A 21,219-nucleotide genomic window follows, 5' to 3' on the forward strand; every position below is an offset into this window, starting at 1 on the left:
GACACCGCCGTCGCGGCCGGTGGGCGTGGGCGGGGCGGGGCGGCCCCTCCGGCGGCGGTCGGGGCGCCGCCGTCCGAGTTAGGTTGGGCACTCCGTTCCCCCCACCCCGCCCCCTCTACCCCGTGAAGCTCATCGTCCCCATGGCCGGCCGCGGCACGCGCCTCCGCCCGCACACCCACGTCACCCCCAAGCCGCTCCTGCCCGTCGTCGGGCGGACCATGGTCGAGCGGATCGTCGAGACGTTCGTGGACTCGCTCCCGCGCGACTTCGACGAGGCCGTGTTCGTGCTCGGGCCGGACTTCGGCGACGAGGTCCGCGACCAGCTCACGGAGATCTGCTCGCGGTTCGGGATCGAGGCCTCGTTCGGCGTCCAAGAGACGGCCGAGGGCACGGCCCACGCCATCGCCCAGGCCGGCGACAAGCTCGACGGCGAGTGCGTGCTCGTCTTTGCCGACACGCTCTTCACCATGGACCAGGCCCCCGACCTCGACGCCGACGCCGTCGTCTGGGTCATGGAGGTCGAGGACCCGTCCCGGTTCGGGGTCGTGGTCAAGGACGGCGAGCAGATCACCGACTTCGTCGAGAAGCCGGAGACGCCGATCTCGAACGAGGCCATCGTCGGCATCTACTACGTGAAGGAGGGCGAGCGGCTGGGCCGCGAGATCCAGCACCTCATGGACGAGGACGTCCGCGGCAAGGGCGGCGAGTTCCAGCTTACCGACGCGCTCGACCGGATGCTCAAGGACGGCGCCACGTTCAAGACGGCGCGCGTGACCGAGTGGCTCGACTGCGGGACGATCCCGGCCATCAAGAGCACGTCGCAGATCGTGCTCGACCATGAGGGCGAGGCCCGCACCGAGGGGACCGTCGAGAACAGCCAGATCATCGATCCCGTCTTTATCGCCGAGGGCGCCGTCGTCCGTGATTCGGTTGTCGGCCCGTACGCGGCCGTCCACGGCGGAGCGACCATCGAGAGCTCGGCCGTCCGCAACACGATCGTCTTTGGCGAGGCGTCCGTCGAGGGCTCGTCGCTCGACGGGTCCATGGTGGGCCACCACGCGGCCGTCCGCGGGTTCGCCGGCGAGCTCAACATCGGCGACCACGCGACGGTCGGCGTCGAGTCGTAGGCCGCCCCGCCCTTTGGGTCCGCCCGTCGTCTTCGTTCTACCACCCCGCCCGAGCACGTCGGGCGGGGTGGTTGTGTTTGGGGCGCCGCTCGCGAAGAGCGGGGCGGGGCGGCGGCGTGAATACAGGGCGGGGCGGTGGCACGACTGTAGTCACGTGTTACGTTCGTAGGCACGCCACCCCGCCCCCGCCGTCATGCCCACCCCGCCCGCTACAAACAAGGCCGAAAGCGCCACGGCTACTATCACGTTCCGCAAGATCGGCAACTCGATCGGCGCCACGTTCCCAAAGGAGGTCGTGGAGGCCGCCGGGATCGACGAGAAGAGCACCTGGCACGTCGTCCAGACGGCGGACGGCTTGCTCTTAAAGAAGTACGACGAGGACTTCGAGCGCGGCATGGCCGCCTACCGGAAGGGCGCCGAGCAGTACAAGAACGCTCTCCGCGAGCTCTCGAAGTGATGACCGAGCCGATCTGGATTTCCCGAGACCTCGCCGAAGCCATCCACCAAGAGCAACTCCGCGAGCACGGTGGTCGGTTTGGCCTCCGCGACGAGAACCTCCTGGAATCGGCGCTCGCCCGTCCCCGGCAACGGTGGGCGTACGAGGACGACGTGGACCTCGCAGATCTCGCGGCGGCCTACGGCTTTGGGATCGCGAAGAACCACCCGTTCGTCGACGGCAACAAACGGACGGCGTTCATGACGCTCTACTCGTTCTTGGGCTCGAACGGAGTCTGGATCGAGACCGTGGAGCCCGAGGTCGTCGCCGTCATGCTCGGCGTGGCCGCCGGCGAACTCGGCGAGCCCGAGCTCGCCGCGTGGTGCCGTGACCGCGGCGTCCCGGTTTCGGAGTGACTTCGCGCGTGCCGGGGACGCCGCCCCGCCCAGGTGCGTTCACGACGGGATGAGCAGCTCCACCCCACCCGACCCCGTCCAGCTCCACCCCCCCGACGCCGACCGCCGGCTCGGGTTTGGCGCCGTCCGCCAGCGCCTCGTCGGCTACGCGCGGACGCCCTACGGCCGCGACCGGCTCGAAACGCTCGCGCCGTCTGCCGACGTCGCGCTCGTGCGCGGGCGGCTCGAACGGTCGGGGCAGATGGCCGAGCTCGTCCGCTCCGGCGAGCCCCCGCCGCTCCGCGAGGTCGACCGGCTGGAGGCCGTGCTCCGGCGCGTCCAGCCGAAGGACGCCGCGGCCGACGGCGCCGACCTCCTCCAGGTCGCCCGTGTGCTCGAGACCGGGCGCCAAGTCCACGACTACCACCACCGGCGGCGCGAGGCGGCGCCAGCCCTGTGGGAGATCGCGGCGCGCATCGCTGTGCTGAAGTCGCTCGAAGAGCGGATTGGCGACACGATCGGCGACGACGGCCGCGTCCGCGACGACGCGAGCCCCGAGCTGCAGCGGATCTCGCGCGAGCTGGCCGCGCGGCAGAGCCGGCTCCGGTCGTCGCTCCTCTCGGCGCTCCGCGACGCGACCGCCAAGGGATACGCGACCGAAGACCAGCCGACGATCCGCGGCGGCCGCGCCGTCATCCCGGTCCGCGCCGAGGCCAAGCGGAAGGTGGAAGGGTTCGTCCACGACGTGTCCTCGACGGGGCAGACGGTCTACATCGAGCCGGCGTCGGTCCTCGACCTCAACAACGAGATCCGCGAGATCGAGCTGGAGCGGGGCCGCGAGGTCCGGCGGATCCTGCAAGCGCTGAGCGGCCACGTCCGCCACCACCGCCGCGACATCGAGCGGACGCTCGACGCCGTCGGTCACCTCGACGCGCTCGCCGCCGTGGGGCGGCTGGCCGCCGACCTCGACGCGCTCGTCCCCGAGGTCGGCGCGGGCGGGGCGCTCCGGCTGGTCCGTGCGCGCCACCCCGCCCTGCTCCTCCGCGTCCGCGAGGCGCGGTCGCTGCCCGACGCCGAGCGCCCGCCGAACGTGCCCGACGCCATCGTCCCGCTCGACCTGGAGCTGGGGGGCGGGGCGGCGAACACGCTCGTCATCACCGGCCCGAACGCCGGCGGCAAGTCGGTCGCGATGAAGACGGTCGGGCTCCTCGCGCTCATGGCCGCGCACGGCCTGCCGGTCCCGGCCGACCCCGGCACGCGGCTCCCGCTCGTGACGCGCCTGTTCGTGGACCTGGGCGACCAGCAGTCGATCCAGGACGATTTGTCGACGTTCACGAGCCACCTCACGAACGTCCGGCGGATGCTGGAGGCGGCCGACGACCGCTCGCTGTGCCTGATCGACGAGGCCGGCACCGGGACCGACCCGGCCGAGGGCGGGGCGCTCTCCGAGGCCGTCCTCCAGCGCCTCACGCGGCGCGGCACGCTGACCGTCGCCACGACGCACATCGGCGCGCTCAAAGCGTTCGCGCACAACGCCGACGGCGTCGAGAACGGGTCGATGGAGTTCGACCGCGAAACCCTCTCGCCGACCTACCGCTTCCGCGCCGGCGTCCCGGGCTCGTCGTACGCCTTCGAGATCGCCGACCGCGTGGGCATCGACCGCCCGGTCGTCCGCGACGCTCGCGACCTCGTCGGGGCGGGGAAGAGCCGGCTCGAAGACCTGATCGCCGAGTTCGAGGAGCGGTCCACGCAGGCCGCCCGCGAGCTCGACGAGGCGCGGGCGGGGCGGCGCGAGGCCGAGCGCGTCCAAAAGGACTACGAGCAGCGGCTCGACCGGCTCCGCGCCGACGCCGACAACCGCCGCGCCCAGGCGCTCGCGGAAGCCGAGAGGATTCTGGCCGAGGCCAACGCGACGGTCGAGAACACGGTCCGCGAGATCAAGGAGGCCGGCGCCGAGCGCGAGCGGACGCAGGAGGCGCGCGCCAAGCTGGACGAGGCCCGCGCGCGCGTCGAGCGCCGCACGAAGAAGGTGCAGCGCAAGCAGAAACAGCGGGCGCCCGTCTCAGCCAAGCCCGCCCCGCCCGCGGCGGCCGGCCCGATCTCCGTCGGCGACCGCGTGCGCCTGGACGACGCCGACGCGATCGGCGAGGTGCTGGAGCTAAACGGGAAGGAGGCCGTCCTCGCGCTGGGCGCGCTTACGAGCCGCGTCAAGCTGGACCGGCTGACGAAGGTGGGTGGCCCGACCAAGCAGACCGTCCGCGTGGGGGCGGGGCGGCGGGCGCCCGGGCGGGGGCGGCGCGGCGAGGACACGGGCTCCGTCGCCGTCTCGACGGCCGCCACGCGCATCGACCTCCGCGGCGCGCGCGTCGACGAGGCGCTCGGCCGCGTGCAGCGGTTCGTGGACGAGGCGCTCGTGGGCGGCGTCCCGTCCGTCGAGATCCTCCACGGCAAGGGCACCGGCGCGCTCCGCCAGGCCATCCACGACCAGCTGGCCGGCCGCCCCGACGTGGCCGCCTTCGCCGCCGCCCCGCCCGACCAGGGCGGCGACGGCGTGACCGTCGTCGAGCTGGCCTAGCTCGCCCCGCCCCGCACCGCAGGAGCGGGGCGGCCGACGTTGGCGTGGGCGGGGTGGCGGGCGCCCGGGTCAGGGCGCGGGCGGACGGGCGTCGTGGGCGGCGCGGATGTCGTCGCCCAGGCGGGCGAGCGTGTCGGCGCTCGCCAGCCGCTCGGCGGCGGGGAACGCCTCGCGCTCCTCGAACCGGATGTGGCCGGCGAGCGCGTCGGCAAAGGCGTCCAAGCGGTCCCACGCCGCCGGCGCGGCCTCGGCGGCCTCGGCGAGCGCGCGGATCGCCCGGTGCTCCCTGACCATCTGCGCGGCGAGGTCCGGGGCGCCCCGCTCGAGGACCGGGAGCACGTAGGCCTCTTCCTCCTCGAAGTGCGGCACGAGGTGCCCGCGCCAGAACGTGCCGACGTCGGCCGCGAGCGGGGCGGGGTCCTCGCCCGCGCGCCGCGCACGGCGGAGCCGGGCGACGAAGGCGAGCCCCTCGTGGTGATCGTGCGAGAGCGGTTCGAGGGCGGCGGAGCGGTTCATGCGGCCTCGGCGTCGAGCGTGGGCCAGAGCCCGAGCTTGACCTGGAACACGCCGGCGATCTGCTCGGCCCGCCCCTTCATAACGTCCGCGCGTGGGCCGGCGAAGAGGGCGTCGACCGTGCCGTGGAACCGCTCGACCCAGTGCGCAAAGTGCCGGCGCTCCAGCCCCGGCATCCGCGCGTGCGGGTCGAACGGGCGGCCCCGGTACGCGCCGGTCTGGAACACGACCGACGACCAGAACGAGATCATCTTGGGCAGGTGCGCCTGCCAGTCGAGCCCGGCGAAGTAGGTGCCGAGTGTGGGGTCGGCCTCCATGTCGCGGTAGAAGGCGTGGACGACGGCGGCGACGTCGGCCTCGGTCTCGATGTCGGGGAGGTGGGGCATCGGGTCAGGCGCGGAGGAGGACGAGGAGGAACCGGAGGTCGGAGACGGCGCGGACGGAGTGCGGCGCGCGGGCCGGAAACCGGATCGCCTCGCCCGCGCGGACCGTGTGGGTCGCCCCGCCGAGCGCGACCTCGGCCGCCCCGCCCAGTACCGTAAAGAGCGCCTCGTGCGGCGTCGCGTGCTCCTTTAGGCCGTCGCCCTCGGCGATGGAAAAGAGCGTGGCCGAGCCGCCGCCGGCCTTGAGGAGCACGCGGCTGGCGACGGCGTCGGGCGCGTCCGGCGCCAGCCGGTCGAGCGGGGCGACGGTGGAAGAGTCGAGGGACATGGTCGGAGAAAAGGTAGGGGGACACCACCCCGCCCTCGGCGGGCGGGGCGGGTCGGGGCGGGTCAGGCGGGGACGACGTGCATCGTCCCCTGCATGACCATGTAGTGGCCGGGGAACGTGCAGATGTAGGTGTAGTCGCCCTCGGCCGGCGCCGTGAACTCGACCGTCACCGTCTCGCCCGGCGCGGACATGGCCGTGTGCGCGATGATCTGGTCGTCGAAGCCGGACGGGATGTAGTCGGTGTCGACCGCCGACATGGCCGCCTGCCCGATGTCGTTCACGCTCGCGTTCTGCTGGAGCACGACGACGTTGTGGCTCATGGCCTCACTGGTCGCCGTGTTCTCGAACGTGAGCCGGACGGTCTGGCCGGGGTGGACGGTGATCTCTTTTTCGGCGTACTCCATCAGTTCGCCGACCGGCGTGATCGTGACATCGGCGGCGGGGCCATCATAGGGGGCGATCTCGGCGGCGGCCTGGGCCGGCGCCGTGGCCTCCGGCGCTGTGGCCTGTGTCGGGGGCGGGGCGGCGTCGGGGGCCGGGGCGTCGGCGCAGGCGGAGAGGGCGAGGCCGAAGGTGAGGGCGAGGGCGGGGAGGCGGGTCATGGGGATGAGGGTGTGGATGTGGGTGTAGAGGCAGACCGGCGCTGGGCAGGGGGCCGCAGCAGGGAGGTCGTAGGGCGGAGTGGCCGGAAAGGGCGGGGAGGTCAGGAAGGGCGGGGCGGTCAGAGCGCGGAGACGCGGGACAGGATCTCCGGGTGCTCGTCGCCGCTCACCTCGAGAAGGCCGACGGCCCCCTTGTTGAAGGCCCGGAAGAGCGCGTGGTCCACGAGCGTGTAGCGGCCGGGGACGTCGACCAGGAACTCGACCATCGTCGAGCCGCCGGCCGGCACGCCCGTCGTCTGGACGTTGCCCTGGCTCACGGCCGTCCCGCCCTCGCCGTAGACGCGGTCGAACATCTCGCCGATCACGTGGAAGCTCGACGTGAGGTTGGGGCCGCCGTTGCCGACGAAGAGGCGGACGGTCTCGCCCACCGACGCCTGGAGCGCGTCCTCGCCCGTCATCGAGCCCACGCGCCCGTTGAAGACGACGTACTCGGGCTCCTCGTCGCGGGCCTTTTCGAGGCTAAACGGCTGCACGCCCGGCTCGCCCGTCGCGCCGGCCGTGTAGAACTCGCTTTGCATCACGTAGAACTCCTTGTCGACCGGCGGCAGGCCGCCCTCGGGCTCGACCAGGATCAGGCCGTACATCCCGTTGGCGACGTGGAGCCCGACGGGCGCCGTCGCGCAGTGGTAGACGTAGAGGCCGGGCTTGATGGCCCGGAACTCGAACGCCGTCTCTTGGCCGGGCACGACGAGCGAGATCTCGGCGCCACCGCCGGTCCCAGTGACCGCGTGGAGGTCGATGTTGTGGGGGACCGTGCTGGAGGCGGCGTTGGCGAGGTGGAACTCGACGAGGTCGCCTTCGCGCACGCGGACGAATGGACCGGGGACCTCGCCGTCGAACGTCCAAAACGTGTACTCGACGCCGTCGGCCAGCTCCTTCGTGAGCTCGACCGTCTCCATCTCGACGACGACGCGGGAGGCGTAGTCGCGGTCGATCGGCGGCGGGACGTTGGGGGCCTGCGTCAGCACGGCGGTCTCCTGCCCCACGATCTCGGGGAGCGTGATCTCGGCGGTCTCGGCGAACGCGACGTCGGAGGCGACGCCGTCGGCGGAGCTCCGACCGACGCCGAACGCGGTCAGTCCAACGAGGACGATCACGGCGACCGCCGCGAGGACGAGGAGGAGGGGGCGGGTCATGGGGGCGGGGTGATATAATCGAGACCAAATGGTCCTGATTAGGTCGAAAAAAACTCAGCGGGCCTCCAGCGCGAGGCGGAACTTCCCGTCTCGGACTTGGGCGGCCGTGTCCGCCAGCGTCGCGCCGGCGAACATGGCGCGGACGCGGGCGCGCATCGGCCTCCACTGAGCGTGGAGCGGGCACGGCCGGAGGTCGTCGCAGCCGGGGAGCCCGAGGACGCACTCGGTAAAGAGGGCGGACCCGTCGACGGCGAGGACCACCTCCTCGATCGTGGTCCGGTGGGCGGGGCGGGCGAGGGCGAGGCCGCCGGACGGCCCGCGCATCGAGGTAAAGACGCCGGCGGCCGTGAGGTCCTGGACCGTCTTGGCGAGGAACGAGCGGGGGATTCCGAGCGCCTCGCTGATCTCTCGGACGGCGACGTACCCCGTGCGGTCAGCCGCCGCCAGGTAGAGGGCGGCCCGGACGGCGTACTCGCAGCGTTGGGAGAGAAGCATGGCGGGCGCTTTTAATTCGGACCGTGAGGTCTTGATTGCATCGATCCAACCTGCCGACCCCCCGGCGGATCCAGCCTCGCGGCGAGTTCACGGGCCGGCGGGCCGCGAGTCCAGAAATCCACCCCGCCCGTGACCGCCCCGCCCGTGGCCCCGCCCGTCGCGGGCACCCGTAGGGACACGAAGCGTCGTGTCCGACGCGGGCGGACCCAAAGGGCGGGGCGGTCCTGGACGGCGCCGCCCCGCCCGCGCCTCCTGAGGGCGGGGTGGCGTACCGCGCCCCCGATGCGAACGTCACGCGTGGTGTCCCCGCGTTCCTGCCCCGTCCGTTACGCCCGCCCCGCCCACGGGCGACCGCCGGTCGCCCCTACGACACCACCCCGCCCGCGCGTTGTGGGCGGGGCGGTGCATGTTGCGCCCGCTGCCCGCTGCCCGCTGCCCGCTGCCCGCTGCCCGCTGCCCGCTGCCCGCTGCCCTACGCCCCCGACTGCACCGCCCGAGCCGGGTCCACGTGCGCCGCGCGGCTGGCCGGGTACACCGCCGCGAGCGCGCACAGCCCGACCGCCGCGACCGCCACCCCGCCCACGTCCACGAGCCGGATGGCGACGGGGTAGGCGTCGATCACGAACGAGCCGGCCTCGGCCAGCTTCACGATCCCGAACGCCTGCTGCGCGAGCGAGATCGAGAGCCCGACGGCCAGCCCGATGCCCGTCCCCACCCCGCCCACGAGGAGCCCTTCGAGCAGGAAGATGCGGCGGACGTCGCGGCGGCTCGCGCCCATGGCCTGGAGCGCGCCCAGGTCCCGCCGCTTCTCGATCACGATCATGGTCAGCGCCCCGACGATGTTGAACGCGGCGACCACGATGATGAGGCCGAGGATGGCGCTGGCCGCCCACTTTTCGAGCCGCATCACGCTGTAGAGCGAGCCCTGGAGGTCGGCCCACGTCTGGACCCTGAACCGGCCCGGCGCCGCCGCGTCCAGCCGGCCCTGGAGCGCTTCGGCGAGGGCCGGCGCGTCGTCGAGGTCGTCCAGGCGGAGGTCGACGCCCGTCACCAGCCCGGGCGTCCCGAACAGGCGCTGCGCCTCGTCGAGCGCCACGAACACGTGCGTCTCGTCGTAGGTCGGCTCAAGCTCGAACGTCCCGCGGACCGTGAACGCGCGCTGGTCGGGGAGCCCGAACGGATACTGCACGACGGCCCGTTCGAGCGCCTGCGCCGAGAGCAGCGTGACCCGGCTACCGGCGACGGCCGCCCCGCCCGCGTCCGCCTCGCCTGGGTCGGCGGCGTAGACGCCGGAGCGCGCCGCGAGCGCCCCGCCCATGACCACGCCCGCCGCCCCGCCCCGCCGTTCGAGGTCAAACGATCCGTCGCGGACCGAGCGCTCGACCTCGGCGTCGAGCGCCCGCGCGTCCACGCCGCGCACGACGACGACCTGGTTGAGCGTGCCGCCGCCGTCGGTCGTGAGCAGCGCCTTGCCCTCGACGTAGGGCGCCGCGCTGACGACGCCGGGGAGCCCGCGCGCGAGGTCGACGAGCGAGTCCGGCGACTCCAGCCCGCGCCCGTCCGCCGCCTCGACGCGGACGTGAGGGTCGTAGCTCACGAGCAGGTCGCGGACCACGTCGTAGAACCCGTTCATCACGCTCAGGACCACGACGAGCGCGGCGACCCCGAGCGCGACGCCGGCGACCGAGATCCCGGAGATCACCGAGATCAGCGTCACGCGCCGCCGGCTGGCGAGGTAGCGACGCGCGATGAGCAGGCGGTAATCCACGGCGTAGGCGGAGGGACACGGCGCGCCGTGTCGCGTGTGGGCGGGGCGGTCCTGCCAGGCTGCGCAGGGGCGGGGTGGTCAGGCGAGCCCGCCCCGCCCGACACGCCGCGCCGCGACGGGTGCCCGCCCCGCCCTCACTGCCCGTCTGCCGCCCCGCCCGTCTGGACGGGCGCGGGGCGGGGGGGGACGTCGGCGTTCGGGACCACGGGCGGCGGGACGACCGGCGTCGCGGCGCCCGACGGCGGGGCGTCCGGCAGCGTGATCCCGCGCCGTTCGAGCTCGAGGAGCGCGGCGTCGATCTCCTGCTGCTGCGCGAGCAGCCGGCGCTCCCACTCCTGGAGGTCGGCGAGCGTCTCGGCAATCGCCCGCTCGCGGACTTCGAACGGGGCCATTTCGTAGTAGCCTCGGTCCTCGAAGTAGCCGCGGAACAGGAAGTTGTGCTTGCCGGCCTCCATCAGCTCGGCGAACCGGAACGCGCCCAGCGTGGCGAACCCGGCCGCCTGGTTAAACCGGTCCGTGATGGCGCGGACGTCGGCCGAGACGGTCTGGAGCTGGGCGGCCCCCGCCTGGAGCTGCTGGGCCGTCTCGAGGAACGTCTCGTACACGTCGTCCTCGTTGAGGAACCGGGCGACGGTCCCGCCGCCGGTGTTGACCTTGGCCAGGATCTGGTCCACGCTCTGCGAGGCGTCCTCGGCGACGGAGACGAGCGCGTCGGCGCGGGTCGTGAACGTGCGGAGCGTGTTCTGGAACTCCTCGGTCGTGGCCACGGTGTTGTCGTAGAGCGCCTCGTCGTAGAGGAACTGGCCGAGCGTGCCCTGCCCCGAGCGGATGTCGCTCGTGATGTCGGTGAGGTTGAGGGTCAGCGAGTCGAACCGGCTGACCGACGCGAACAGCCGGTCGGTCACGGCCGAGATCGCGAACGGGTCCACGCCTTCGAGCACCCCGTTCGTGGCCACCTCAGGGAGGTCGGGGCTGCCGGGCGTGAGCGAGACGATCACGTTGCCCACGAGCCCGTCGGTCTGGATGGCGGCCCGGCTGTCCTCGCGGATCAGCGGGCGGACCTCCTCGTCGACCTGCATGAACACGGTGATTGGCTGGCCCGGCGCGTTCGGGAGCTGGATGCCCGTCACGCGGCCGACGCCGTAGCCGCCGTAGAGCACCTTGGCCCCCGGCAGGAGGCCTCCGATGTTGTTGAACTGGGACCGGAGGCCGAACGAGCTCCCGAGCAGGTTGCCCTGGCTCGCGATGACGAACATGAAGCCGACGGCTCCGAGGAGGCCGACGATGACGACGAGGCCGAGGCGGGCTTGACGAGACATGAGGGCGGGGTGGGGGACCCCGGGCGGGCGCCCGGGCGGGGCAGGGTACGGTCGGGCGGGGGGGCGGGCAAGTCACGCGGCCGTGCCGCCCCGCCCCCGCGCCGGACGGGGCGGGGCGGCGGGCCTCAGGCGGCGCCGTACGCCTCGGTCCCCTTGAAAAACTCCTCGACGACGGGGTTGTCCGAGCGGCGGACCTCCTGGAGCGTCCCGTTCGCGACGATGCGGCCCTCGCTGAGAAAGTGGGCCTGGTCCGTGATGATCTCGGCGGCGAGCAGGTCGTGCGTGATGGCGATCGACGAGATCCCGCGCGTGTCGCGGAGCTGGACGATGAGCTCGGAGACGACGCGGACGCTGACCGGGTCGAGCCCCGTCGTGGGCTCGTCGTAGAGGATGATGTCGGGGCGGAGGATGAGCGTCCGGGCCAGGCCGACCCGCTTTTTCTGGCCGCCCGACAGTTCGGCCGGGTACTGGTGCAGCGTCTCCGGCAGGTTCACGTCTTCGAGGCTCTCGTCGATGAGGTCGTCTTTCTCGCCCCGGTCGAGCGTCGTTAGGCGGTCGAGGAAGAACCGCATGTTCTCGTAGACCGTCATCGAGTCGAAGAGGGCGCCGCCCTGGAACAGGTACCCCAGCCGCGTCCGCTTCCGGTCGAGCTGGTCCTGGTCCAGCAGGTCGACGCGGTCGCCGAGCACCCAGACCTCGCCCGCGGTCGGCGTGAGGAGCCCGACGACGTGCTTGGTCAGCACGCTCTTGCCCGTCCCCGACCCGCCCAGGACGACGGCGCTCGTCCCGCGCTCGACGGCGAGGTTGACGCCCTTCAGGATCTCCTTGGGGCCGAACGACTTGTACACGTCGCGGAGCTCGACGACGACGTTGTCGGGCGGGGGCGGGGCGTTGCCCGTGACCGGCTCGCCGTCGAGGCCGCGGTCGGTGCCCTGGCCGCCGCCCCGCCCGTCGCCGTCCGCTCCGCCCTCGGTGCGCGGGGCGGGAACGCCGGCGCGCGGGGCGCCCGTGGGCTCGTCGCCCGGGCGCGTCTCGGGGCCGTCGCTGGCCTCGCCCTCCGGCCCGAGCGGGTCCGGTCGGGCGTCGGCGGCCCGGCCGGTCTCCTCGTCCCGGTGGCGGTCGGCGCGGCGCGAAAAGAGGGACATGGGCGGGGTGGTTCAGGGATTGACGGTTCAGGGGTCGAGGCACCGGCCGGGAGGGCTCCAACCCTGAACCCCGAACCGACCCACCCTGAACCCCTACGACGAGCCCGAGATGTCGCCGAAGATGAGGAGCGAGGCGCGGACGATGACGACGTCGGCGATGAGGATGAGCAGGCTCGATACGACGACGGCCTGCATGGCCGCCCGGCCCACCTCGCGCGTGCCGCCCCGGACCGAGTAGCCCAGGTAGCAGCTCACGATGCCGACGATGAACCCGAACACCGACGTCTTCATCGTGTCCACGATGACGTCGACGAAGCGCATCGTGTCGAAGGCGGTCGCGATAAAGACGCGGTAGTCCATGCCGCCCGAGAACACGGACTCCAGGAAGCCCCCGAGCAGGGCCAAGAGGTCAGTCAGGACCGTCATGACGGGGAACATGATGACGCACGCCAGCACGCGCGTCACGACGAGGTAGCGGAACGGCTTGAGGGCCGCGACTTCGAGCGCGTCGATCTGCTCGGTCACCTTCATCGATCCCAGCTCGGCCCCCATGCCGGCGCCCAGCCGCCCCGCCAGCACGAGGCTCGTGAGGACCGGCCCGATCTCCTTGATGACCGACAGCGCGAGCATCGACGGCAGGAAGCTCTCGGCCCCGAACCGCGCGAGCGTCCCCCGGCTCTGCATGGCCAGCACGATCCCGATCGAGAAGCCGACGACGCCGGTCAGCGTCAGGCTCTTCGCGCCGACCTCGTCCATCTGCGCCGTGAGCTCGCGCCACTCGAACGGCCGACGCCAGAACTGCGAGAAAAAGCGGCCGACAAACTCGAAGAGCCGCCCCGCCTCGCTCAGGAACCCCTCGAACGGGCGGGACTCCTGGCGCTCGCGGGCGGCCGCCTCCTGCTGGGCCACCTTGTCCTCGATTTCCTTGTCCTGGAGGATCTTCTCGTTCTGCCGCGCCCGCCGCCCCGCCCGGAGCCGCTGCGTGAGCGATTCGTCAGGCGGGCCGTCCGGGCGGCCGGCGGGCGGGGCGGGAAGGCGGGGCGGGGACTCCATGGGGGGAAGGTAGCCGGGGCGAGGAGGGGGAACGGGGGCGGGGCGGTGACCCGGGCGGCTCGGCGGCCGCCCCGCCCCGTCTCCCCGCCCTCTTCTCCTCCGGGCGGGCGCCTCCGGGCGGGGCGGCGCTACCAGGAGATCTTGGCCTGGGCGCCGGCCTCGACCCCGGTCTGGTCGCCGTAGGCGCCCTGGAGCGCGAGCCAGCGGCGGAGCTGGTACTCCAGCGTGGCCTGGTAAGAGTCGGTGAACGCGTCGAGCCGCGCGTTGTCGCCGTTGTTCACGGGGAAGCTGCCCGACATGAAAAGCCGGTCGCTGAGGTACTTGCCAAGTCGGATGACGACCTGGTTCTGGGCGTTCACGTCGATCTGGAACAGGTCGAGCGGGACCAACCCGCCCCCGACCGACTGGAGCTGGTTGCGGAGGAACCCGGCGCCCACCCCGCCCGCGCCGACCTCGCCGGAGAGCTGGCCCGTCGCGATCAGCGAGATGAGGTCGGCCTGGGGGAGCGGGGGGTCCGAACTGAGCGTGATCTCGGGGTTCTCGTTGAACGGCCCCTGCAACGTGAACACGATCGTCGCCGCGCTGCCCTGCGCGCTGCCCTGGAGGCGGACGTCGGACTCGGCGCGGACGTCGAGGACGACGGCGAGCGGGTCGCCGTTGAACGTGAGCGTCCCGTTCACGATCTCGAAGTCGCGGCCCGAGAACGGGAACGGGTTGACCGTCCCGCGGACGAGGTCGATCTGGCCGAACAGCCGGGACGACTCGGCGAACGACGGCTTTACGGCCTCGACGTTGCCCTCGAACTCGATGTCGAACTGGAGGTCCGGCGCGTTCGAGCGGAGCCAGACGTTCTGCCGGATCTCGGCCGTGATGTCGTAGTCGAGCGCGTCGACAAAGCGGTTGACGGCCGTGTCGCGGGCCGTGATCGTCCGCCCGAACGTGGCCTCGAGCTCGAGGAGCTGGGCGTCGGTCAGCTCGACGGCGTCGACGTCGTTGGCCGTCAGCTCGTTGGTGAGGTAGATGTCGCCGGACTCGAGGGCGACGGCGCCCCGGAGCACGGGCCGGTCGATCGTGCCGGTGAGCCGGATGGGCTCCGAGCCGCGGTCGAGCGTGAGCCGCCGGAACGTGGGCGTGTCGAGGGCGACAAAGTCGTCGGGCACGATCGTCAGGTCGAGCTCGCCCACCGACAGCTCGCGGAGCCGGACCGAGCCCTCGACGGACAGGGCCTGGCGGGCGCCGTCGAGCACGCGGACGTCGTTGAGCACGATCCGGTCGTTCTCGAACCGGAGGTCGGCGCGGACCGGCTCGAAGACCTGGCCCGTCGCCTCGATCCCGAGCCGGCCGCCGCGGAGCAGGGCCGTCCCGTCGAGCCGCGGCGCGCCCTGCGTGCCGCTCACCGCGAGGTCGAGCCGGAGGTCGCCGCCGAGCGCCGTGATGCCGCGGTCGGCGAGGAACGGCTGCGCCCACGCGATCGGGAACGCGTCGGCCTGCGCGCGGAGGTCGACGCCGGCCGCCGCGGGCGGGGCGGCGGCCGAGTCGCCCGGCGCGAGCGAGAACGCGAGCGGGAGCGTGCCGGCCACCGTGAGCGCCTGGCCGTCGACGTGCGTGAGCACGGCGTCGAGGTCGAGCTGGCGGTCGGCGTAGGCGACCGTCGCGGCCAGCGAGCCGACAAGGTCGTCCCGCGACGTGAGGCTGTCGAGCGCGACGGTCCCGTCGATGAGCGGGGCGGCGGCCGGGCCGGAAAGCACGAGCGTGGCGGTGAGCCGGCCGCCCAGGCCGTCGTAGCCCAGGAGGTCGGTGACGCCGCCGATCTCGACGTCCTCGGCGGTCACGATAAAGTTCTGGTCGCCGTTGAAGTCGATCTCGCCGTCGGCCGCGATCTGCTGGCCTCCGCCGTCGGCGGCCAGCAGCAGCCCGCGCACGTCGACGACGCCGTCGGCGGCCGTGATGCGGGCGGGCTGGAGGAGCGCCCACGTCTGGCCGTCGATCGTGAACTGTCCCCGCTCCAGGAGCACGGTGGGCGGGGTGGCGCCGGCTTCGAGGCGGGCGAAAAAGTCGAGGTCCCGGCGCTCGTCGAGCAGCACCGAGCCGTCGAGCGTGACCTCGCCGTCGTCGAGGGCCACGGTCGCCTCCCCCTCCTGGACGAGGAACTGGGGCGTCGAGAGGACCGAGAACGACGCGTCCGCCCCGCCCGCGAGCGCGGCCAGCCCCAGCGAGTCGGCGGCGGCCCGGTCCCACGTCAGGTCGAGGTCGGCGTCGATCCCGGTCGCGGCGTACTCGCCGACCACGAGCTGCTGGGCCTCGACGGTGCCCGTGATCGCGAGGGGGTCGCCCGGCGCGGCCCGCGCGGCGAGCGCGAACGACCCGCTCTCGAGCCCGAGCGTGCCGCCGGTGTACGACGCGATCGGGGTCAGGCTCTCGATCTCGCCCGCGAGCCGGAAGTCCGACGCCGCGCCCGCGTCGAGGAGCGCGAGCGTGCCGCCGCCCGTGAGGTCGGCCACGTCCGAGTCCAGGAGCAGCGTGTCCACGCGGAGCACGCCGCGGTCGAGCGCGAGCTCGGCGCGGAGCGTGTCGACGGAGACCGGCCCGGCCACCGACGACCCGCCGGCCAGCGACGCCGTCAGCGACAGCGTCTCGGGGTCGGTCCCCCGAAGGTCGACGTCGAACGTCGTCGTGAGCCGGAGCGGCTGATCGGGCGGGAGGTCCAGGAGCACGGCCGCGTCGAGCGCGTCGGTCCGCCCGCGGAGCGAGAACGTGGGTGTCTCGTCGAACGGCCGGCCCTGGAGCGCGGCCACGACCGCCCCGCCCTCGGCGAGGTCGAGCGTGAGCGTGGCCGCGACCGCCCCGTCCACGAGGTCGAACACGACGCGGCCGTCCTCGACCTCGGCCCCGTTGATCGTCGACGGGCGGAGCGTGACCACGCCGTCGCCGCGGGCCGCCTCCAGATCGGCGAGCCCGCTGACCGAGCCACTCAGGCACCCGTTGAGGTCCGAGCGCGGAGCGGCGGCCGCGAACCGCGACAGGTCGAGGCCCGAAAAGCACGTCTCCTCGAACGCGAAGCTGGGGTCGCCGTCGAACGGGCGGCCCGTGACGGCAACGTCGAACCGGCCCTCGGGCGTCCCGATCGTCCCGTCGAGCGCGAGGTCGCCGCGCGCGAGGCGGAGCGTGAGGTCGGCGTCGTCGAGGAGCCGGGCGCCGTAGCTCGACGGCTCCGTGATCTGGACTCGCGCCGTCGCGTCGAGCGTCGCCGGGTCGATGCCGGCGCCCGTCGCCGTGAACGTGCCCGTCAGGTCGCTCGCCTGGTCCGGGTTGCCCGTGAACGCCGCGAGGTCCAGGTTCCGCACCGTCCCCGAGAGGTCGTACGCGAGCGGGGTGGCAAACGGGCGGACCGTCCCGGCGGCCGTGACCGCCCCGCCCGCGCCCAGGTCGGCGGCGAGGTCGACCGTCGCGACGCCGCGGCGGAGGCCGAGGGCGAGGCGGCCGCTCTCCAGCCGATAGTCGCCGTAGCTCGACGGGCGGAGGCTGGCCGCGAGGTCGATCCGCGCCGTCTGCGGGTCGAGGCCCCGGCCGTCCAGCGTGAACGAGCCCGTCACGTCCGAGGTCTGCGACGGGTCGCCGGTGAGCACGGCGAGGTTGACGTCTTGGAGCCGGCCGTCGGTGACCGTGTACGCCAGCGGGTCAGCGCCCAGGTCGGCCGTGCCGACCGCCGCCACGAGCCCGCCGTCGGGCAGCACGGCGGCCGCGTCGAAGGCCGCGCGGCCGTCGGCGACGTCGGCGTCGAGGTCGAACGCGCGCAGCCGGAGCCGCCGGTCGCCCAGGTCGATCTCGGCGCGCGAGAGGCCGAGGGCGACCGACCCCGAGAACGTGTCGAGCGACGTGCCGCGCCCGATGACCGCGAACTCGCCCGCGAACGCGTCGGACCGCCCCGCCCCCGGCAGCAGCCGCCCCAGGTCGACGTCGTCGGCCCGCCCGGCGACGCGGAACGAGGGGATGTCCTCGAACGGCCGCGCGCGGCCCTCGGCCACGAGGTCCAGGCCGGGGAGCGCGCCGTTCACGTCGAACGTGACGCTGCCGGCCTCGAAGGCGCCGTCGACCACGAGCCGGTCGACCTGCCGCCCCGCCACGCGGCTCTCGCGGAGCGAGACGTCGAACGGCCCGGTCAGCGTCTCCAGCCCCTCGCCCCGGAGGTCCAGGCGGAGGTCGCCCGTGATGTCGGCCGCGAGTGCCTCGTTCCGCGTCAGCACCGACGGGTCGAACCGGCGGAGCGTGCCCTCGGCGCGGTAGCCCACCGGCCCGTCAGGCTCGCGCGAGAGCTCGCCGTCGAGCGTCAGCGCGCCCTCGCCGAGCGCGGCGTTGAGCGCGAACGTGAGCGCGCCGCCGTCGGAGTCGGCCCGGAGCCGGATGCGCGGGTCGCCGTAGAGCTCGACGCCGGCGAACGCGCGGGCGTCCTCGAGCGCGAGCGGGGCGGCCTCGATGTCGGCCTCGAAAACAGGCAGCGCCCCGTCCTGGAACACCAGCCGCGCCGCCCCGCCCACGTCCGTGCCGGCCCGGCTGCGGACGTCGAGCTGGGTCAGGGCCACCTCGTCGGAGGAGAACCGCCCGGCCGCCGCCACCCGCAGAAGGCCGGCGTCGCTCGGGGCCACGGCCTCCAGGCGGAGCGCGTCGAGGGCGCCCTCGACCGTCCCGTCGCGCGAGACGAAGTCCTGGACGTCGGCGCGCAGGTCGCGCACCGTGTGGACCGAGTCGCGCTCGGCGTTCAGCCAGTGGACCTCGGCCCGCCCGCGCCGCACGCGGACCCGGCCGAGCTCGACGGCGAAGCCGCCCGACGACGACGTGTCGGCCGCCGGCTTGAGCAGGTCCGACACGTTGAACGTGCTGTCGGCCCGCTGGCGGACGTAGACCGACGGCCCGGCCACGTACACGTCGCTCGCCGAGAACGTCCGCCGGAGCAGCGACGCCAGGTTGTAGTCGATCGTCAGCGTGTCGACGGCCACGACCGTCTCGCCGCCCCGCTCGATGTCCAGCCCGACGAGCCGGGCGCCGGTCAGGAAGGTGCCGTCCAGCCGCTCGACCGACACCGTCGCGTCGTCGGCCAGGAGGTTCTGGATCTGCTCGACGGCGACCGTCTGGACGCGCGCGCGACCCGACTCCGTCTGGAGGTACACCACGACGCCGACCACCGCCACGACGACGACCGCGAGCACCACGAGCGCGGCGACGCCCAGCCGGCGCCCGAGCGACCACCGCCCCGCCCCGCCCTCGCGGTCGGGCGGGGCGGGCCGGGCCGCTTTGGAGGCGGCGCCGTCGCCGAGCGACGAGTCGGAGCGGGTCGGTTGCGTGGGCACGGGGGCGTGAACGGGCGGGGCGGCGGTTCAGTAGGTCCGGGGCCGATCTGCCGGTGGGTCGGCGGCCTGGGTGGGGAGCGGGCGGCTCGCTGGGCGGGGCGTCCCGTCCGAACGGTACGCACCGGCGGGGGCCGGGCGGGGCGGCCCCGCTCTGCGGGCGGGCTAGAACGTCTGCCCGAGGCTGAGGTGGAACTGGAGCCGACTGAAAAAGCTGGGCGCGAGCGCCTCCTCGACGTCGAACGGCTCGTCGCTCGCGTTCAAGAAGCCGTTCTGGTCGAACACGCGCTGGGCTTCGGCGAGGCCGGCGTCGGTGTCGAGGTCGTCGGGCGAGAGGCCGGCGAGGCCGGCCGCGAGCAGGAGCGCCGGGCCGGACTCGGCCGGGCGGCGGTCGAAGTACGACGGGTTCAGCTTCACGCCCAGCGCCACGCTGATAAAGCCGACCGGCGTGAGGTACTGGAGGCCGGCCCCGGCCCCGACGCGGACCCCGCCCTCGTCGCGGTACAGGGCCAGGACGTCGTCGAGCGCGCCGGGGACGCCGGGCGGGACGGGCTCACCCGGGTCGTAGAACGCGGCCGGCGTAAACAGACCGTCCAGCGCGCCGGCCGGCGCGAACACCTGGCCGGCGTCGACGAACACGTTGGCCCCCCACTGCGGGCCGATCGGGAGCGGGAGGTTGAGCTGGACCGACGCCGACGCCTTGCCCCGCCCGCCGACGCCGGTGTACGTCGCTGCGATCTCCGCCGAGTCGATCCGGGCCAGGTCGAAGTCGAACACCTTCGGCCCGAGCAGCCCCTCGCCCCACCCGCGGACGTCGTTCGTGCCGCCGGCGTAGAACAGGCGGTCGCGGAGAAGGAGGTAATCGCGGATGTCGCCGACCTCCGTATCGCCGTACGGGGCTAGCACCCCGCCCGTGGCCCGGACGACCAGCCCGACCCGGTCGGTGAACGGGTAGAGCGCCGTCGCTGAGAGCCGGCCCCGCCCGAACGAGAGGCCGCCGACGGGGCCGCCGGCGACGGCCGCCGAGGGCCGGAGCACGAACCCGCGCCGCGGCGCGAGCGGGTCGTCGACGACGCCGTAGGTCCCGCCCAGTTCGAGCGACGCCACCCGCGACATGAGCGACGTCGAATCGCTGACGAGCACGTCCTCGGAGAGCAGGCCGAACCCGCTCACGCGGCTGTCCAGGAGCGTCCGCGAGTTGACGGTCGCCGTCAGCGAGGCGGTCTGGAGCGTGTTCCGGGTAAACAGGAGCGCCGTGCTGGCCTCGACCTGGTTCGACCGCTCGACCCGGTCGTTCCGCTGCCGGTACAGGCCCGAGACCGTGGCCGAGAGGCGCCGGTCGAAAACGTACGGCTGCTGGAGCGTGAGCGTCGCCTGGAAGTCCGAGATGGCCGTGGCCGGGTTGGCCCCGACCGTCTCCCCGCCCAGGCCGGTCCGCCACACGAGGGCCGGCGTGAGCGTCCGGGCACCGCCGAAAAAGTTGCGGTGCGTAAACTGGCCCCGCCCCGTCACCCCGCCCTCGGTCGCGTAGCCGGCGTAGCCCGTGACCGAGCGGACGTCGCCCTGGCGGACTTGGACGACCACATCGACCGTCGAGTCGCGCGGCTGGCCCTCGGCGAGGTTGACGAGGGCGAGCTGGAACAGGCCGAGCCCGAAGATCTGGCGCTGCCCCTCGATCAGCTCCGACGCGTCGTAGAGGTCGCCGGACTCGAACGGGAGCTCGCGGAGCACGACCCGGTCGCTGACCGAGAGCGGCCCGCCGATGGGCTCCAGCCGGACGTCGCCGATCCGCGCGCGCGGCCCGGCGTCGACCTTGACGCGGACGTCGGCCCGGAGCCCGGTCGAGTCCGCGAACCGCTCGGCGCCGGCGTAGGCGAACGCGTAGCCGCGGTTGGCAAACCACGAGGTCGTCTGGCGCTGGAGGTCGGCCAGCGACGACTGGTCGAGCCGCGTCCCGCTCCGCAGCCGGATGCTCTGCGTGTAGTCCTCCCAGTCGTCGCGGAGCGACGGCGGGAGCTGCGCGGTCACCGGCGTCTGTCCCGGCCCCGCGAACGTGACCTCGTCGAGCACGAGCGGCGGCCCGCGCTCGATCAGGAAGGTGACGTCGACGGCGTTGTCCGACGTGTCGAGCTGGACGTCGTAGCCGACCGACGCGCGCGGGAACCCGCTCTCGGCGTAGTACCGCCGAACGCGGACGGCGTCCTTGGCCAACTCGACTGGGCTGAACGGGTACACGTTCTCGTCGCCCCGCCCCAGGAGCGAAGCGGCGAACCCTGTAATCTTCCCGATGACCGACACCTGGGGCTCCGTCGTCGCGATCACCTCGCGCACGTTGTCCTCGAGGAGCGGCCCGAGCCCATCGAACGAGATCGACGACACGGTCGTCCGGTCGTTGACGAGCGAGAGCGGGGCCTGCGCCCGCACAGTGGCGGGGGCCAGGGCGGCGAGCGCGAGCAGGAGGAGGGCGGGGCGGACGGCGGGCACGCGGGGGGCAGTCGGGGGGAGGGCGCCCCGGGCGGGGCGGCGGGCGGGGCGGGGGCGC

15 protein-coding genes and 1 pseudogene are annotated in these 21,219 nt (G+C 73.5%); 4 read left to right on the plus strand and 12 right to left on the minus strand.

The window, feature by feature from the left end; translation table 11 throughout:
- Nucleotides 1-122: 122 nt before the first annotated feature.
- The 4 genes from RQM47_RS07670 (at nt 123) to RQM47_RS07685 (ending at nt 4,533) form a co-directional block, all read left to right on the plus strand.
- Nucleotides 123-1,127 carry a sugar phosphate nucleotidyltransferase gene (locus RQM47_RS07670; protein ID WP_311663139.1) on the plus strand — a complete coding sequence of 335 codons (1,005 nt, stop codon included), beginning with the start codon at nt 123-125 and terminating at the stop codon, nt 1,125-1,127.
- 193 nt (nt 1,128-1,320) lie between these two features.
- Complete coding sequence (locus RQM47_RS07675; protein ID WP_311663138.1) at nt 1,321-1,584, plus strand: AbrB/MazE/SpoVT family DNA-binding domain-containing protein; 264 nt, start codon at nt 1,321-1,323, stop codon at nt 1,582-1,584.
- On the plus strand, nt 1,581-1,979 hold the full coding sequence (locus tag RQM47_RS07680; protein WP_349256308.1) for a type II toxin-antitoxin system death-on-curing family toxin: 399 nt from the start codon (nt 1,581-1,583) through the stop codon (nt 1,977-1,979). Before RQM47_RS07675 ends, RQM47_RS07680 begins: the two co-directional genes overlap by 4 nt.
- 49 nt (nt 1,980-2,028) lie before the next feature.
- Nucleotides 2,029-4,533, plus strand: coding sequence for an endonuclease MutS2 (locus RQM47_RS07685; RefSeq protein WP_314008256.1), 2,505 nt, complete (start codon nt 2,029-2,031; stop codon nt 4,531-4,533).
- Between the two features lie 69 nt (nt 4,534-4,602).
- On the opposite strand, the gene RQM47_RS07690 is transcribed toward RQM47_RS07685, so the two are convergent.
- The 12 genes and pseudogenes from RQM47_RS07690 to RQM47_RS07745 form a co-directional block, all read right to left on the minus strand.
- Nucleotides 4,603-5,049, minus strand: a complete 447-nt coding sequence (locus RQM47_RS07690; protein WP_314008259.1) for a hemerythrin domain-containing protein — start codon at nt 5,047-5,049, stop codon at nt 4,603-4,605.
- Nucleotides 5,046-5,432 carry a group III truncated hemoglobin gene (locus tag RQM47_RS07695; RefSeq protein WP_314008262.1) on the minus strand — a complete coding sequence of 129 codons (387 nt, stop codon included), beginning with the start codon at nt 5,430-5,432 and terminating at the stop codon, nt 5,046-5,048. The genes RQM47_RS07690 and RQM47_RS07695 overlap by 4 nt, the downstream gene beginning before the upstream one ends.
- A 4-nt stretch (nt 5,433-5,436) precedes the next feature.
- A complete protein-coding gene (locus RQM47_RS07700; RefSeq protein WP_311663133.1) occupies nt 5,437-5,757 on the minus strand; it encodes a cupin domain-containing protein in 321 nt (106 codons plus the stop codon).
- Nucleotides 5,758-5,819: 62 nt separating this feature from the next.
- Nucleotides 5,820-6,359 (minus strand): plastocyanin/azurin family copper-binding protein, encoded by a 540-nt coding sequence (locus RQM47_RS07705; protein WP_311663132.1) that lies wholly within the window; start codon nt 6,357-6,359, stop codon nt 5,820-5,822.
- A gap of 134 nt (nt 6,360-6,493) precedes the next feature.
- Nucleotides 6,494-7,555: pseudogene (nirK, locus tag RQM47_RS07710) on the minus strand (copper-containing nitrite reductase); the annotation flags it as partial.
- Between the two features lie 54 nt (nt 7,556-7,609).
- Nucleotides 7,610-8,050 carry an Rrf2 family transcriptional regulator gene (locus tag RQM47_RS07715; RefSeq protein ID WP_314008265.1) on the minus strand — a complete coding sequence of 147 codons (441 nt, stop codon included), beginning with the start codon at nt 8,048-8,050 and terminating at the stop codon, nt 7,610-7,612.
- 472 nt (nt 8,051-8,522) lie between these two features.
- Complete coding sequence (locus tag RQM47_RS07720; protein ID WP_311663129.1) at nt 8,523-9,818, minus strand: FtsX-like permease family protein; 1,296 nt, start codon at nt 9,816-9,818, stop codon at nt 8,523-8,525.
- A gap of 134 nt (nt 9,819-9,952) precedes the next feature.
- Nucleotides 9,953-11,137: an MlaD family protein gene (locus RQM47_RS07725; RefSeq protein ID WP_314008268.1), complete on the minus strand. Its 1,185-nt coding sequence runs from the start codon at nt 11,135-11,137 to the stop codon at nt 9,953-9,955.
- 125 nt (nt 11,138-11,262) lie between these two features.
- Nucleotides 11,263-12,282 carry an ABC transporter ATP-binding protein gene (locus RQM47_RS07730; RefSeq protein ID WP_314008271.1) on the minus strand — a complete coding sequence of 340 codons (1,020 nt, stop codon included), beginning with the start codon at nt 12,280-12,282 and terminating at the stop codon, nt 11,263-11,265.
- A gap of 93 nt (nt 12,283-12,375) precedes the next feature.
- On the minus strand, nt 12,376-13,335 hold the full coding sequence (locus tag RQM47_RS07735; protein ID WP_314008274.1) for an ABC transporter permease: 960 nt from the start codon (nt 13,333-13,335) through the stop codon (nt 12,376-12,378).
- A gap of 128 nt (nt 13,336-13,463) precedes the next feature.
- The gene (locus RQM47_RS07740) at nt 13,464-18,680 is read right to left on the minus strand and encodes a translocation/assembly module TamB domain-containing protein (RefSeq protein WP_314008277.1); all 5,217 of its coding nucleotides are present in this window, start codon (nt 18,678-18,680) and stop codon (nt 13,464-13,466) included.
- A gap of 162 nt (nt 18,681-18,842) precedes the next feature.
- A complete protein-coding gene (locus RQM47_RS07745) occupies nt 18,843-21,161 on the minus strand; it encodes an outer membrane protein assembly factor (protein ID WP_314008280.1) in 2,319 nt (772 codons plus the stop codon).
- Between the last annotated feature and the right edge of the window lie 58 nt (nt 21,162-21,219).

It is taken from the genome of Rubrivirga sp. S365, assembly GCF_032248475.1.
GTDB lineage: Bacteria > Bacteroidota > Rhodothermia > Rhodothermales > Rubricoccaceae > Rubrivirga > Rubrivirga litoralis.

Coding starts and splice junctions, on each gene's coding strand:
- RQM47_RS07675 (WP_311663138.1), top strand. CDS start 1,321: ATGCCCACCCCGCCCGCTACAAACAAGGCCGAAAGCGCCACGGCTACT.
- RQM47_RS07685 (WP_314008256.1), top strand. CDS start 2,029: ATGAGCAGCTCCACCCCACCCGACCCCGTCCAGCTCCACCCCCCCGAC.
- RQM47_RS07690 (WP_314008259.1), bottom strand. CDS start 5,049: ATGAACCGCTCCGCCGCCCTCGAACCGCTCTCGCACGATCACCACGAG.
- RQM47_RS07695 (WP_314008262.1), bottom strand. CDS start 5,432: ATGCCCCACCTCCCCGACATCGAGACCGAGGCCGACGTCGCCGCCGTC.
- RQM47_RS07700 (WP_311663133.1), bottom strand. CDS start 5,757: ATGTCCCTCGACTCTTCCACCGTCGCCCCGCTCGACCGGCTGGCGCCG.
- RQM47_RS07705 (WP_311663132.1), bottom strand. CDS start 6,359: ATGACCCGCCTCCCCGCCCTCGCCCTCACCTTCGGCCTCGCCCTCTCC.
- RQM47_RS07715 (WP_314008265.1), bottom strand. CDS start 8,050: ATGCTTCTCTCCCAACGCTGCGAGTACGCCGTCCGGGCCGCCCTCTAC.
- RQM47_RS07725 (WP_314008268.1), bottom strand. CDS start 11,137: ATGTCTCGTCAAGCCCGCCTCGGCCTCGTCGTCATCGTCGGCCTCCTC.
- RQM47_RS07730 (WP_314008271.1), bottom strand. CDS start 12,282: ATGTCCCTCTTTTCGCGCCGCGCCGACCGCCACCGGGACGAGGAGACC.
- RQM47_RS07735 (WP_314008274.1), bottom strand. CDS start 13,335: ATGGAGTCCCCGCCCCGCCTTCCCGCCCCGCCCGCCGGCCGCCCGGAC.